This window comes from Enterobacter sp. J49 (genome assembly GCF_002148625.1).
Lineage (GTDB): Bacteria > Pseudomonadota > Gammaproteobacteria > Enterobacterales > Enterobacteriaceae > Enterobacter > Enterobacter ludwigii.
Genome location: NZ_MWPY01000019.1, coordinates 86,844 through 101,232 on the forward strand (window position 1 = coordinate 86,844; position 14,389 = coordinate 101,232).

11 protein-coding genes are annotated in these 14,389 nt (G+C 55.7%); 8 read left to right on the forward strand and 3 right to left on the reverse strand.

Annotation, left to right across the window (positions count from 1 at the left end; translation table 11 throughout):
- Positions 1-225: 225 nt before the first annotated feature.
- The 3 genes from tamA to BJP35_RS02805 are packed head-to-tail and all read left to right on the forward strand — an operon-like array spanning position 226 to position 6,079.
- Positions 226-1,959, forward strand: a complete 1,734-nt coding sequence (gene tamA, locus BJP35_RS02795) for an autotransporter assembly complex protein TamA (RefSeq protein ID WP_020882918.1) — start codon at positions 226-228, stop codon at positions 1,957-1,959.
- Positions 1,956-5,732: an autotransporter assembly complex protein TamB gene (gene tamB, locus BJP35_RS02800; protein WP_014168359.1), complete on the forward strand. Its 3,777-nt coding sequence runs from the start codon at positions 1,956-1,958 to the stop codon at positions 5,730-5,732. Before tamA ends, tamB begins: the two co-directional genes overlap by 4 nt.
- A 2-nt stretch (positions 5,733-5,734) precedes the next feature.
- Positions 5,735-6,079: a gamma-glutamylcyclotransferase gene (locus tag BJP35_RS02805; RefSeq protein WP_014168360.1), complete on the forward strand. Its 345-nt coding sequence runs from the start codon at positions 5,735-5,737 to the stop codon at positions 6,077-6,079.
- Positions 6,080-6,121: 42 nt separating this feature from the next.
- Here the strand turns inward: BJP35_RS02805 and BJP35_RS02810 are convergent, their stop codons facing one another.
- Complete coding sequence (locus BJP35_RS02810) at positions 6,122-6,415, reverse strand: hypothetical protein (protein WP_047743199.1); 294 nt, start codon at positions 6,413-6,415, stop codon at positions 6,122-6,124.
- A 511-nt stretch (positions 6,416-6,926) separates the two neighbouring features.
- The gene (gene ppa, locus BJP35_RS02820) at positions 6,927-7,457 is read right to left on the reverse strand and encodes an inorganic diphosphatase (RefSeq protein ID WP_020882913.1); all 531 of its coding nucleotides are present in this window, start codon (positions 7,455-7,457) and stop codon (positions 6,927-6,929) included.
- 309 nt (positions 7,458-7,766) lie between these two features.
- Between ppa and ytfQ the strand changes: the two genes are divergently transcribed.
- The 5 genes from ytfQ (at position 7,767) to BJP35_RS02850 (ending at position 14,039) form a co-directional block, all read left to right on the forward strand.
- Positions 7,767-8,723 carry a galactofuranose ABC transporter substrate-binding protein YtfQ gene (gene ytfQ / locus BJP35_RS02830; protein ID WP_020882912.1) on the forward strand — a complete coding sequence of 319 codons (957 nt, stop codon included), beginning with the start codon at positions 7,767-7,769 and terminating at the stop codon, positions 8,721-8,723.
- Positions 8,724-8,847: 124 nt separating this feature from the next.
- Positions 8,848-10,350: a galactofuranose ABC transporter, ATP-binding protein YtfR gene (gene ytfR, locus BJP35_RS02835; protein WP_020882911.1), complete on the forward strand. Its 1,503-nt coding sequence runs from the start codon at positions 8,848-8,850 to the stop codon at positions 10,348-10,350.
- A gap of 10 nt (positions 10,351-10,360) precedes the next feature.
- On the forward strand, positions 10,361-11,386 hold the full coding sequence (ytfT, locus tag BJP35_RS02840) for a galactofuranose ABC transporter, ATP-binding protein YtfT (RefSeq protein ID WP_086462891.1): 1,026 nt from the start codon (positions 10,361-10,363) through the stop codon (positions 11,384-11,386).
- Complete coding sequence (yjfF, locus tag BJP35_RS02845; protein WP_020882909.1) at positions 11,373-12,374, forward strand: galactofuranose ABC transporter, permease protein YjfF; 1,002 nt, start codon at positions 11,373-11,375, stop codon at positions 12,372-12,374. The genes ytfT and yjfF overlap by 14 nt, the downstream gene beginning before the upstream one ends.
- A 93-nt stretch (positions 12,375-12,467) precedes the next feature.
- Positions 12,468-14,039 (forward strand): methyl-accepting chemotaxis protein, encoded by a 1,572-nt coding sequence (locus BJP35_RS02850; protein ID WP_047743203.1) that lies wholly within the window; start codon positions 12,468-12,470, stop codon positions 14,037-14,039.
- Here the strand turns inward: BJP35_RS02850 and BJP35_RS02855 are convergent.
- Positions 14,011-14,367 carry a LysR family transcriptional regulator gene (locus BJP35_RS02855; RefSeq protein WP_025205788.1) on the reverse strand — a complete coding sequence of 119 codons (357 nt, stop codon included), beginning with the start codon at positions 14,365-14,367 and terminating at the stop codon, positions 14,011-14,013. The two genes, BJP35_RS02850 and BJP35_RS02855, sit on opposite strands and share 29 nt — an antisense overlap.
- Between the last annotated feature and the right edge of the window lie 22 nt (positions 14,368-14,389).

Consider the following 14,389-nt stretch of genomic DNA (forward strand, 5'->3'; position numbering starts at 1 on the left):
GATGGGGGCCTCCCGGGCTGCGATGTTTCGGTTAAGGTTGTCACGAAGCGTTTAATTGAACACAATAAATGCGCTGAATGAGTCTAGATTTAATCATAAGAAATATTTGGGTGTTACACCCGTTTTCAACCCGCGATGTGGGTTTTTGGCTAACAGGCCGTATTTTGCCGCGGAGCGGCACTTCATTTGCTTCCAGGGTGGAAAAAGGGATATTCAGGAGAAAACGTGACAAAAATCCGCCAGTTATGTTTGGTCAGTTTATTGCTGACAAGCGGGGTTGCCAGCGCGGCGAATGTCCGTTTGCAGGTTGAGGGGTTATCCGGGGCGCTGGAAAAAAACGTGCGTGCGCAGCTGTCGACCATCGAGAGCGACGAAGTGACGCCGGACCGGCGTTTTCGCGCGCGCGTGGATGATGCGATCCGCGAAGGGCTGAAAGCGCTGGGTTATTACGAACCCACCATTGATTTCGATCTCCGTCCGCCGCCAAAGAAGGGGCGACAGGTGCTTATTGCCCGCGTTTCACCGGGTGAGCCGGTGTTGATCGGCGGCACTAACGTCATTCTGCGCGGCGGCGCGCGTACGGACCGGGATTACCTGGATCTGCTCAGCACGCGGCCGAAAAACGGTACCGTGCTGAACCACGGTGACTACGACCATTTCAAAAAAGAGCTGACGAGCGTTTCCCTGCGTAAGGGGTACTTTGACAGCCAGTTCGACAAAAGCCAGCTGGGCATTGCGCTCGACAGGCACCAGGCCTTCTGGGATATCGATTATGACAGCGGCGAACGTTATCGTTTCGGCGATGTGACCTTCGAAGGCTCACAAATTCGTGAAGAGTATCTGCAAAACCTCGTGCCTTTCAAAAAGGGCGATTACTACCAGTCGCGTGATCTGGCGGAGTTGAACCGCCGACTCTCCGCCACCGGGTGGTTTAACTCGGTGGTTGTCGCGCCGGAGTTTGATAAATCGCGCAAAACCAAGGTGTTGCCGCTGCATGGCGTTGTTTCGCCGCGCACCGAGAACACCATTGAGACCGGTGTTGGTTATTCGACCGACGTCGGTCCGCGCGTGAAAGCCACGTGGAAAAAGCCGTGGATGAACTCATACGGCCACAGCCTGACCACCAGCGCCAGTATCTCGGCGCCGGAACAGCAGCTCGATTTCAGCTACAAAATGCCGCTGCTGAAAAACCCGCTTGAACAGTATTACCTTGTTCAGGGCGGTTTTAAGCGTACCGACCTGAACGATACCGAGGCAGATTCCACCACGCTTGCGGTATCGCGATACTGGGACCTCTCCAGCGGCTGGCAGCGCGCCATTAACCTGCGCTGGAGTCTGGACCACTTTACCCAGGCCAACGTCACCAACACCACCATGCTGCTCTACCCGGGGGTGATGATCAGCCGTACCCGCTCGCGCGGCGGCCTGATGCCAACCTGGGGCGATTCCCAGCGTTACTCCATCGATTACTCCAACACCATGTGGGGTTCCGATGTGGATTTCTCGGTGATTCAGGCGCAAAACGTCTGGATCCGCACGCTGTATGACAAACACCGTTTCGTGATGCGCGGCAACCTCGGCTGGATTGAAACCGGCGACTTCGACAAAGTTCCGCCGGATCTGCGCTTCTTCGCCGGTGGCGACCGCAGTATTCGCGGTTACAAATACAAATCCATCGCGCCGAAAGATGATGACGGCAAGCTGATTGGTGCCTCCAAGCTGGCTACCGGCTCGCTGGAGTACCAGTACAACGTCAGCGGAAAATGGTGGGGCGCGATGTTTGTCGACGGCGGCGAAGCGGTAAGCGATATCCGCCGCAGCGACTTTAAAACCGGCGCGGGCGTGGGCGTACGCTGGCAGTCTCCCGTCGGGCCAATCAAGCTCGATTTCGCCGTGCCGGTGGGTGATAAAGAAGAACACGGTTTACAGTTTTACATCGGTCTGGGGCCTGAATTATGAGTTTATGGAAGAAGATAAGCCTCGGGGTGCTGATTTTTATCGTACTGCTGCTGGGTACGGTGGCGTTTCTGGTCGGAACGACGTCTGGCCTGCATCTGCTGTTTAACGCGGCTAACCGCTGGGTTCCTGGGCTGGAAATTGGCCAGGTGACAGGCGGCTGGCGCGATCTGCGTCTGAAAAACATCCGCTACGAGCAGCCTGGCGTGGCGGTAAACGCGGGGGAATTTCACCTCGCGGTGAAGCTGGGCTGCCTGCGGGACAGCAAGCTGTGCGTTAACGATCTGTCGCTGAAAGACGTGAACGTGGCGATAGATTCGAAGAAAATGCCGAAATCGGCACCCGTTGAGGAAGAGGATAGCGGCCCGCTGAATCTCTCCACACCGTATCCGATTGCCCTCTATCGGGTGGCGCTGGATAACGTCAATGTCAAAATCGACGACACCACCGTCTCCGTCATGGATTTCACCTCCGGCCTGCGCTGGCAGGAGAAAAACCTCACTCTGACGCCAACCTCCCTTCAGGGGCTGCTGATTGCGCTGCCGAAAGTGGCGGACGTGGCGCAGGAAGAAATTGTCGAGCCGAAGATCCAGAACCCGCAGCCGGAAGAGAAACCGCTGGGCGAAACGCTGAAAGATCTCTTCTCTAAACCTGTGCTGCCGGAGATGACGGACGTTCATCTGCCGCTGAACCTGAATATCGAAGAGTTTAAAGGCGAGCAGCTGCGTCTCACCGGCGATACCGATCTGACGGTCTTCAACATGCTGCTTAAAGTCAGCAGCATCGACGGCAACATGAAACTCGACGCGCTGGATATCGACACCAACCAGGGCTCGGTTAACGCGTCAGGGAATGCCCTGCTGCGCGACAACTGGCCGGTGGATATCACCCTGAACAGTTCGCTCAACATCGACCCGCTGAAAGGCGAAAAAGTGAAGGTCAAAGTGGGCGGGGCGCTGCGCGATAAACTGGATGTCGGCGTTAACCTCTCCGGCCCGGTGGATATGGATCTGCGCGCGCAAACGCAGCTGGCGGAAGCGGGGCTGCCGCTCAACCTTGAGGTTGTCAGTAAGCAGCTCTACTGGCCGTTCACCGGCGAAAAACAGTTCCAGGCCGATGACCTGAAGCTCAAGCTGAGCGGCAAAATGACGGATTACACCCTGTCGTTCCGCACGGCGGTGAAGGGGCAAGGTGTTCCGCCAGCGACGATTACGCTGGATGCTAAAGGCAACGAGCAGCAGGTGAATCTCGACAAACTGACCGTCGCGGCGCTGGAAGGCAAAACTGAACTCACCGCGCTGCTCGACTGGCAGCAGGCGATCAGCTGGCGCGGCGAGCTGAAGCTGACGGGGATCAACACGGCCAAAGAGGTGCCAGACTGGCCATCAAAACTGGACGGCCTGATCAAAACCCGCGGCAGCCTGTATGGCGGTACGTGGCAGATGGACGTGCCGGAAATCAAGCTTACCGGTAACGTGAAGCAGAATAAGGTCAACGTTGAAGGCTCGCTGAAGGGCAACAGCTATCTGCAGTGGGTGATCCCGGGTCTGCACGTGGCGCTGGGCCGTAACACGGCGGATATCAAAGGCGAGCTGGGGGTGAAAGATCTTAATCTCGATGCCACCATTGATGCGCCAAATCTGGATAACGCCCTGCCAGGGTTGGGCGGTACGGCGAAAGGGTTAGTGAAGGTGCGCGGCACGGTAGAGGCTCCGCAGCTGCTGGCCGATATCACCGCCAGCAACCTGCGCTGGCAGGCGCTGACCGTTGCGCGGGTTCGCGTCGAAGGGGATGTGAAATCCACCGATCAGATTGGCGGTAACCTGAACCTGCGCGTGGAGCGCATTTCTCAGCCCGACGTGAACATTAATCTGGTCACTCTGGATGCCAAAGGTAACGAAAAACAGCACGATCTCCAGCTTAAGGTGCAGGGCGAGCCGGTATCCGGTCAGCTTCATCTGACCGGAAGCTTTGATCGCAAACAGGCGCGCTGGAAAGGGACGCTGGACAATACCCGCTTCAACACCCCGGTAGGGCCGCTGGCGCTGTCCCGCTCTATCGCGCTGGACTACCGCAACGCCGAACAAAAGATCAGTATCGGACCGCACTGCTGGACCAACCCGAATGCGGAACTGTGCGTGCCGCAGACCATTGATGCGGGGGCGGAAGGGCGTGCGCAGATCAACCTTAATCGCTTCGACCTGGCGATGCTAAAACCGTTTATGCCGGAGACGACTCAGGCCAGCGGCGTCTTTAGCGGGAAAGCCGATGTCGCGTGGGACACGACCAAAGAGGGGCTGCCGCAGGGTAGCGTGACGCTCTCTGGTCGTAACGTGAAGGTGATACAGGAAGTGAACGACGCACCGCTGCCGGTGGCGTTTGATACCCTCAACCTGAGTGCCGATCTGCATAACAACCGCGCGGAGCTGGGGTGGCTTATCCGTCTGACCAACAACGGTCAGTTTGACGGGCAGGTGCAGATTACCGATCCGCAAGGACGCCGTAATCTCGCCGGTAACGTTAATATCCGCAACTTCAACCTGGCGATGGCCAACCCGATTTTCTCACGTGGAGAAAAAGCGGAGGGGATGCTCAGCGCGAACCTGCGCCTGGCGGGCAATGCGCAAAGCCCGCAGCTGTTTGGCCAGATGCAGCTTAACGGCGTGGATATCGACGGCAACTTTATGCCGTTTGATATGCAGCCAAGCCAGATTGCGATGAACTTCAACGGCATGAGCTCGACCCTCGCCGGGGTGGTGCGTACCCAGCAGGGGCAAATCAACCTCAGCGGCGACGCCGACTGGAGCCAGCTTGATAACTGGCGGGCCCGTGTCGCGGCCAAAGGCAGTAAGGTGCGGATCACCGTACCGCCGATGGTACGTCTGGACGTATCCCCGGATATTGTCTTTGAAGCCACCCCAAGCCTCTTCACGCTGGACGGCAACGTGGACGTACCGTGGGCACGCATCGTGGTGCACGAGGTGCCTGAGAGCGCGGTGGGCGTCTCCAGTGACGAAGTCATGCTCAATGAAAATCTCAAACCCGTTGAGCAGAAGAGCGCCGGTATTCCGATCAACAGTAACCTCACCGTTCACGTCGGCAATAACGTGCGTCTGGATGCGTTTGGGCTGAAGGCGAGACTGACGGGGGATCTGAAAGTCGCGCAGGACAAACAGGGACTGGGTCTGAACGGTCAGATCAATATTCCTGAAGGGCGCTTCCATGCCTATGGTCAGGATCTGATTGTGCGTAAAGGTGAGCTTCTGTTCTCCGGCCCACCGGATCAGCCACTGCTCAATATCGAAGCGATTCGTAACCCGGAAGCCACCGAAAACGACGTTATTGCGGGTGTTCGCGTTACCGGCTCTGCTGATGAGCCGAAGGCGGAGATCTTCTCCGACCCGGCAATGTCGCAACAGGAAGCCTTGTCTTACCTGCTGCGTGGGCAAGGACTGGAGAGCGGCCAGAGCGACAGTGCAGCGATGACCTCGATGTTAGTGGGTCTGGGGGTTGCACAAAGTGGGCAGGTTGTGGGTAAAATCGGCGAGACGTTCGGCGTAAGCAATCTGGCACTGGACACCCAGGGCGTGGGTGACTCCTCGCAAGTGGTGGTCAGTGGCTATGTACTGCCGGGTCTGCAGGTAAAATATGGCGTGGGGATCTTTGACTCACTGGCAACACTCACGTTACGCTATCGCCTTATGCCTAAGCTATATCTGGAAGCAGTGTCCGGCGTAGACCAGGCACTTGATCTGCTCTATCAGTTTGAGTTTTAGCAATGCGAATATTTGTCTACGGCAGTTTACGAACCAAGCAAGGCAACAGTCACTGGATGACCAATGCCCTGCTGCTGGGGAATTACAATATCGAGAACTACCAGTTGTATAGCCTGGGCCACTATCCAGGCGCGGTTCCTGGGGAAGGAACAGTACAGGGTGAAGTTTATCGTATTGATAATGCTACACTTGCCGAACTTGATGCCTTGCGCACCAGGGGCGGTGAATACGCTCGCCAGTTGATCCAGACGCCGTATGGAAGTGCGTGGATGTACGTCTACCAGCGTCCGGTCGAGGGGTTAAAGCGGATTGTAAGCGGTAACTGGTTAGACAGAGACCAGTACTGAAAAAAACAACGCCACCGTCAGGTGGCGTTGTTTTTTATGGGCTTAGCTCTCTTCTGTGCTTCGGCGTCGGGTCAAAAACAGCGGAACGAAAAGCATGATGTACGGAGCAAGCAGCCATATCAGACACAGGGCGCGTGAAAAGCCGTAGTAGTTGATGCACCGCGTATTGCTTGAAATGACGGGAATAAAAAACAGTAAAAACAGCAAAATGGCATAATCGCTGCGGTAGGGGATCCATAAATAAAACAAAAACCAGGCGAGCTGGAATGTCATGATGCAGAGATACTGCCATTTGCTGTCTTTGCCGTAACAGTCAAACGCCTTTATGTAGCCCATCTTTATGCTGTGAAGAAAGAAACGTAGCATGTAAAACGCCCACAATCGCGACGGTCAGGAGTGTGCTGACCAGCAACTCAATTAAAAAATAGCTATGGGTGATATTAGTAGCACCTGAGCTCAGGGTATGCCGTTTACTCTACCCGCTGTGCATTGCAACAAAAAGGGTAGACACACCTGTCTTCATAAAGCCCTGAAGCAGACACGAAACGGGCATATTCGTCGGTAATTGTTTTAACGCAGCGAGTAGGGCAAAAGCAGGCTATTAATAGCGTTAGATAATATCAAAGACCTCTATCGGTAAATATCAGGCCATCACTCTCATAATACCCTGCAAGCTCTTCAAACAGGTCGGCTCTGCCGGGGACAAAACCTGGGGTCACAAGCTCATATATTCTGCTGGTTCCTTGAAATGGTAGCCGCTATGCCGTATTTAGCGTGCCAGTGTCGCGTCAGACGCAAGGCACAAAAAAGCCCCGACTCGCGGGGCCTTATTATTCAGCGGTAAGAATTACTTCTTCGCAGCGCGTTCGAAAGAGGAGATGATTTCCGCTTTCGCTGCTTCTGCGTTTTCCCAGCCGTCAACTTTAACCCACTTGCCTTTTTCGAGGTCTTTGTAGTGCTCGAAGAAGTGAGTGATCTGCGCTTTCAGCAGTTCTGGCAGGTCGTTCACATCTTTGATGTGATCGTACTCTTTGCTCAGTTTGGTGTGCGGAACAGCAACCAGTTTCGCATCTTCACCAGATTCGTCGGTCATTTTCAGCACGCCAACAGGACGGCAGCGAATGACTGCGCCTGGCTGCAGTGGGTATGGCGTTGGAACCAGTACGTCAACCGGGTCACCGTCCAGAGACAGGGTGTGGTTGATGTAACCGTAGTTGCATGGGTAGAACATGGCGGTAGACATGAAACGGTCTACAAACAGCGCACCGCTCTCTTTGTCCACTTCGTATTTGATAGGATCTGCGTTAGCCGGGATTTCGATAACTACGTAGATGTCTTCTGGCAGTTCTTTACCCGCAGGGACGTTGAGTAAGCTCATGTCTGTGTCCTTTAAAATGGATGGTAAACAAGTGGCAGGTATTATAGCCAACTGGCGCTGAATGTCTCCGCCTGTTTTCGTCTTCTCTCCACGTTCTCCCCACTTTTCAGACCGATTCCATGACAGGAAAATCCATAAACTCAGCTGCTTTTTTAATGGTGAAATGAAAGCGATTACAAACTTGTGATTAACGTTTTATTCACTTTTCTGAAGTGTGATGTAACGCAATTCGTTACATATTTCATTGGCTATAGTCATTTCGCAGAACATCTTTTAACCAACAATAAACACCCCTACGAGGACGTTCATATGTGGAAGCGCTTACTTCTTGTCACAGCAGTTTCGGCAGCCATGTCGTCTATGGCGATGGCCGCCCCTTTAACCGTAGGTTTTTCCCAGGTCGGCTCTGAATCCGGCTGGCGAGCGGCAGAAACCAACGTTGCGAAAAGCGAGGCCCAGAAACGCGGTATCACCCTGAAAATCGCCGATGCGCAGCAAAAACAGGAAAACCAGATCAAAGCCGTGCGGTCATTTATCGCCCAGGGCGTTGATGCCATCTTTATTGCGCCGGTCGTGGCCACTGGCTGGGAGCCGGTCCTGAAGGAAGCGAAAGACGCTGAGATCCCGGTTGTTTTGCTCGATCGTTCCATTGATGTAAAAGACAAATCTCTCTATATGACCACCGTCACCGCCAACAACGTTCTCGAGGGCCAATTAATTGGTGACTGGCTGGTGAAACAGGTGGATGGCAAGCCGTGTAACGTCGTTGAGTTGCAGGGGACCGTCGGGGCGAGCGTGGCCATCGATCGTAAGAAAGGCTTCGCGGAAGCCATCGCCAAAGCGCCAAACATTAAGATTATCCGCTCTCAGTCCGGCGACTTTACCCGCAGTAAAGGTAAAGAGGTCATGGAGAGCTTTATCAAGGCTGAAAACAACGGCAAGAACATTTGCATGGTTTACGCCCACAACGATGACATGGTGATCGGGGCTATCCAGGCCATCAAAGAAGCGGGGCTGAAGCCGGGCAAAGATATCCTCACTGGCTCTATCGATGGCGTGCCGGATATCTATAAAGCGATGATGGACGGCGAAGCGAACGCCAGCGTGGAGCTGACGCCAAACATGGCTGGCCCGGCATTCGATGCGCTGGAGAAATTCAAGAAAGACGGCACCCTGCCTGAAAAAGTGACGATCACCAAATCGACGCTCTACCTGCCTGACACCGCGAAAGAAGAGTTAGAGAAGAAGAAAAATATGGGCTACTAAGGCCTTTTCCCTCGCCCCTTACCCCGCTCCTCTCCCCTGAGGGGAGAGGGTATACAAGGGCGGGTAGACTGGCATGAACATTTCCCTCTCCCCAACCGGGAGAGGGCGAGGGTGAGGGGGAAACATGACCGACACACAACACCAGGAAATCCTCCGCACAGAGGGCTTAAGCAAGTTTTTCCCCGGTGTGAAAGCGCTGGATAACGTTGATTTTAGCCTGCGACGCGGTGAGATTATGGCGCTGCTGGGAGAGAACGGTGCGGGAAAATCGACGCTGATTAAGGCACTTACCGGCGTTTACCATGCCGATCGCGGCACAATCTGGCTAGAAGGCAACGCCATTTCGCCAAAAAACACCGCCCATGCACAACAGCTGGGGATTGGGACGGTTTACCAGGAAGTGAACCTGCTGCCGAATATGTCGGTGGCGGATAACCTGTTTATCGGCCGTGAGCCAAGACGCTTCGGCCTGCTGCGACGCAAAGAGATGGAAGCGCGGGCCACCAGGCTGATGGAATCCTATGGCTTCTCCCTGGACGTTCGCGAACCGCTGAACCGTTTTTCCGTCGCGATGCAGCAAATTGTCGCGATTTGCCGGGCGATCGATCTCTCCGCGAAAGTGCTGATCCTTGATGAGCCTACCGCGAGCCTTGATACCCAGGAAGTCGAAATGCTCTTTACCCTGATGCGCCAGCTGCGCGATCAGGGGGTAAGCCTGATCTTCGTCACCCACTTCCTCGATCAGGTGTATGAGGTCAGCGATCGCATCACGGTGCTGCGCAACGGCAGCTTTGTCGGCTGCCGCGAAACCCGCGAGCTGCCGCAGATAGAACTGGTCAAAATGATGCTGGGCCGCGAGCTGGAAACCAACGCGCTTCAGCGTGCAGGCCGCACGCTGCTCAGCGATAAACCGGTCGCGGCCTTCAGCGATTTTGGCAAAAAAGGGGTGATCTCGCCCTTTAATCTGGACGTGCGGCCCGGTGAAATTGTCGGGCTGGCGGGCCTGCTGGGTTCCGGGCGCACCGAAACCGCCGAGGTGATCTTCGGGATCAAACCTGCGGACAGCGGCAGCGCGCTGATCAAAGGTAAACCGCAGACCCTGCGATCGCCGCATCAGGCCTCCTGCCTGGGCGTGGGCTTCTGCCCGGAAGACAGGAAAACCGATGGCATAATTGCCGCCGCCTCGGTGCGGGAAAATATCATTCTGGCTCTGCAGGCGCAGCGCGGATGGCTACGCCCCATCCCGCGGAAAGAACAAAACGCCATTGCCGAGCGATTTATCCGTCAGCTCGGTATACGTACGCCGAGCGCTGAACAGCCCATTGAATTTCTCTCCGGTGGCAACCAGCAGAAGGTATTGCTGTCACGCTGGCTGCTGACTAAACCCCAGTTCCTGATCCTCGATGAACCGACGCGCGGTATCGACGTTGGGGCGCACGCCGAAATTATCCGGCTTATCGAAACGCTGTGTGCAGACGGTCTGGCGCTGCTGGTTATTTCATCCGAGCTGGAAGAGCTGGTGGGGTATGCCGATCGCGTCATCATCATGCGCGATCGTAAGCAGGTGGCAGAGATCCCGCTGGATAAACTGTCCGTTCCGGCAATCATGAATGCCATCGCGGCGTAAGGAGTTAATCGTGATGCCCCGTTCGCTTCCGCAAACCGGTGCAACCAGGCGCCGCTTCACCTGGCCTACCGGCACGCCGCAAATTATCGCGTTGCTGCTGGTGCTGCTGATCGATAGCCTGGTCGCCCCGCATTTCTTTCAGATTATCGTGCAGGATGGCCGGCTGTTTGGCAGTCCGATAGACATTTTAAACCGCGCCGCCCCGGTGGCGCTTCTGGCCATTGGTATGACGCTGGTGATCGCCACCGGCGGGATTGACCTCTCCGTTGGTGCGGTGATGGCCATCGCCGGCGCCACGGCAGCGTCCATGACCGCCGCCGGGCACAGCCTGCCGGTGGTGCTGCTGGCTGCATTAGGTACCGGGGTGCTGGCCGGATTATGGAACGGCATTCTCGTGGCGGTCCTGAAAATTCAGCCGTTTGTTGCCACTCTCATCCTGATGGTGGCCGGACGCGGTGTGGCACAGCTTATCACCTCTGGTCAGATTGTGACCTTCAACTCCCCCGGGCTGGCATGGCTTGGCAGCGGTAAACTGTTCTTCTTCCCGACGCCGATCGTTATTGCGCTGGTCACATTAGTCGTGTTCTGGCTCTTTACCCGTAAAACGGCGCTGGGCATGTTCATTGAAGCGGTCGGAATTAACATCCGTGCGGCGCGAAACGCCGGGGTTAATACACGGCTGATGGTTATGCTGACCTACGTGCTGAGCGGCATTTGCGCCGCCATTGCCGGGGTGATCGTCGCGGCGGACATCCGTGGTGCGGATGCCAACAACGCCGGGTTATGGCTGGAGCTGGATGCGATCCTGGCGGTGGTTATCGGTGGCGGATCGCTGATGGGGGGGCGGTTTAATCTGCTGCTCTCGGTGATTGGTGCGCTGATTATTCAGGGTATGAATACCGGGATCCTGCTCTCCGGTTTTCAGCCGGAACTCAACCAGGTGGTGAAAGCGGTGGTCGTGCTCTGCGTGCTGATCGTCCAGTCGCCGCGCTTTGTCAGCATCATTAAAGGGATCCGTGGCCATGATAAAACGTAATTTACCGTTAATGATCACCCTGGGCGTGTTTGTGCTGGGTTATCTCTACTGCCTGACGCAATTCCCGGGCTTTGCCTCTACCCGGGTTATTTGCAACATTCTGACGGATAACGCCTTTTTAGGCATTATCGCCGTTGGCATGACCTTTGTGATCCTCTCCGGTGGGATCGATCTCTCGGTTGGGTCGGTGATCGCTTTCACGGGCGTATTCCTCGCAAAAGCGATCGGTTTCTGGGGGATCTCGCCGCTGCTGGCCTTCCCGCTGGTGCTGGTGATGGGCTGCGCGTTTGGCGCCTTTATGGGGCTTTTGATCGACGCGCTGAAAATTCCGGCCTTTATAATCACCCTCGCCGGCATGTTCTTCCTGCGCGGCGTGAGCTACCTGGTCTCGGAAGAATCGATTCCGATTAACCATCCTGTCTACGACACGCTCTCCAGCCTGGCGTGGAAAATCCCCGGGGGCGGTCGTCTGAGCGCGATGGGGTTGCTGATGCTGGGCGTGGTGGTGGTGGGGATCTTCCTTGCCCACCGTACCCGGTTTGGTAATCAGGTCTATGCCATTGGCGGCAGCGCCACCTCGGCAAACCTGATGGGGATCTCCACCCGCAGCACCACAATCCGCATCTATATGCTCTCGACCGGACTGGCGACGCTGGCGGGGATCGTCTTCTCGATTTATACCCAGGCGGGTTATGCCCTGGCAGGGGTCGGGGTGGAACTTGATGCCATCGCCTCGGTGGTGATTGGCGGCACGTTGCTCAGCGGCGGCGTTGGCACGGTGCTGGGGACGCTGTTCGGCGTGGCGATCCAGGGACTAATCCAGACCTATATCAACTTTGACGGCACGCTCAGTTCATGGTGGACCAAGATCGCCATTGGCATTCTGTTGTTTATTTTTATCGCCCTGCAGCGCGGCCTGACGGTGCTCTGGGAGAACCGACAAAGCTCGCCTGTTACCCGTGTAAACACTTCAGTAACAGAGCCATAACACGCTGAATTTGCTTAAAGTCTAAACATTTTCCGGTAGCGGCCGATACTCTTTTTTTATGCCCAGAAATATCTCGCTACCGGAAATAATATCATGCTTAAAACGCTATCGATTCGTACCGGCTTGCTCTCTTTACTGGCCGTTATGACCCTTCTGCTGCTGATTGTCAGCGGCATTGGCATTTATGCCCTCACACAGAGTTCTTCTTCACTCCAGCGCATCAACCACCTTCAGGGTGAGCAGATGGTGCAGCTTAATTCTGGCTATACCCTGATCCTGCGCGCGCGTAATGAAGCGGGTCAGGCGGTCCGGATGATGGAAATCGGCATGCTGGATGACGCGGCCAAATCGGTGAAAAACATCAATCAGGAGATTGCCCAGGCCCGTAAAACGCTGAAAGGCGTGATCGACGGCGGGGTGGCGGATGAGCAGGGACAAAAATTGCTGGATAAGGTGGCCGCGAGCCTGGCGACCTATAACCAGCAGGGGATCAACCCGATGCTGAAAGCCCTGAACGATCAGAGCGCAGACAGCTATTACGATCTGCTGGAGAACACGCTGATCCCGGTGGCGGCGCAGTTTGATAATGATATGCAGGTCTTTCAGAAATGGAGCGAAGCGCGCGGGAAAGCGGAAGTGAAGGCCGTGCAGTCGAGTAAAAGCCGGGTACTGATCCTGATTGTGGTGGCCGCGCTGCTGACGGCTGGCATTATTGTGCTGGCGTGGCTGGTACTGCGTCACATGCTGCTCAAACCGCTTTCGGCGTCCATTGCTCAGCTGGAGAACGTGGCGGCGGGCGATTTAACCCACACGCTGAATGACCCGGCAAGCCAGGAGTTTAACCGCCTGAACGCGGCCATTGAGGGGATGCGGCAGTCTCTGATGAACTCGGTTTTACGGGTACGTGATGCCAGCTCGCAAATTGATACCGGCAGCCGCGAGCTGACGGCGGGGAACATGGATCTTGCCCAGCGCACGGAATCCACCGCGACATCGCTTGAGCAGACGGCCGCCAGCATGGAAGAGATCACCGCCACGGTGAAACTCAATGCAGACAACGCCGAGCAGGCGCACCAGCTGGCGAAATCCGTGTCTGACACCGCCGATCACGGCAGCGAAATGGTCTGCTACGTCATTGAAAAAATGCGTGATATCGCCGGCAGTTCGGCACGCATCGCCGATATTCTGAGCGTCATTGACGGCATTGCCTTCCAGACCAATATTCTGGCGCTGAACGCCTCGGTGGAAGCGGCGCGCGCGGGTGAGCAGGGGCGCGGGTTTGCCGTTGTCGCCGGTGAAGTGCGAAACCTCGCCAGCCGCAGCGCAGACGCAGCAAAAGAGATCCGTTCGCTTATCAGTGATTCTCAGACCCACGTAAACGAAGGCAGCGAGCTGGCGCAGCAGGCTGGCGAAACGATGGATGAGATCGCAACAGAAGTACTGCGCATGACCAAACTGATGCGCGAGATTGCGACCGCGTCCCAGGAGCAGAGTCGCGGCATTGAGCAGGTGAATGTTGCCGTGAATCAGATGGACGAAACCGCGCAGCAGAATGCGGCGCTGGTCCAGCAATCTTCTGCCGCGACGCGCTCGCTGGAAGAGCAATCGCGTCAGCTGATGGACGCCATGGCATCATTTAAACTGACGGCTCAGACAGCGGCATAATATTTTCCCGCCCCGGCGCATTCTGTGTCGGGGTTTTATGTGTCGCTGAATTTAATGCGCCAATATTATCGTGAATGTCGCCCATTAATATTTCCAGAGACTGGGTTAATGCTAATGCATTTTCAGTCGGCTCGAGATATAACCCTTTGCGGAAAAATAGCGGCTCGTCAAACAGCTGATTAAAGCGTTTTAATGCCAGACTCACCGCGGGGCGCGACATCTCCAGACGTACAGAGGCTTTTGCCATACTGCCGCAGCGGACCACTTCAATAAAAACAGGGATAAGATTTAAATCAATGCCGGTATTAGCACGGGAATAATTTTTCATGACGATTAGGCTCCAGGAAATA

Bases quoted from the DNA above. Each gene is read 5' to 3' on its own strand.
- tamB (WP_014168359.1), top strand. From the start codon at position 1,956: ATGAGTTTATGGAAGAAGATAAGCCTCGGGGTGCTGATTTTTATCGTA.
- BJP35_RS02805 (WP_014168360.1), top strand. From the start codon at position 5,735: ATGCGAATATTTGTCTACGGCAGTTTACGAACCAAGCAAGGCAACAGT.
- BJP35_RS02810 (WP_047743199.1), bottom strand. From the start codon at position 6,415: ATGGGCTACATAAAGGCGTTTGACTGTTACGGCAAAGACAGCAAATGG.
- ppa (WP_020882913.1), bottom strand. From the start codon at position 7,457: ATGAGCTTACTCAACGTCCCTGCGGGTAAAGAACTGCCAGAAGACATC.
- ytfQ (WP_020882912.1), top strand. From the start codon at position 7,767: ATGTGGAAGCGCTTACTTCTTGTCACAGCAGTTTCGGCAGCCATGTCG.
- ytfR (WP_020882911.1), top strand. From the start codon at position 8,848: ATGACCGACACACAACACCAGGAAATCCTCCGCACAGAGGGCTTAAGC.
- yjfF (WP_020882909.1), top strand. From the start codon at position 11,373: ATGATAAAACGTAATTTACCGTTAATGATCACCCTGGGCGTGTTTGTG.
- BJP35_RS02850 (WP_047743203.1), top strand. From the start codon at position 12,468: ATGCTTAAAACGCTATCGATTCGTACCGGCTTGCTCTCTTTACTGGCC.
- BJP35_RS02855 (WP_025205788.1), bottom strand. From the start codon at position 14,367: ATGAAAAATTATTCCCGTGCTAATACCGGCATTGATTTAAATCTTATC.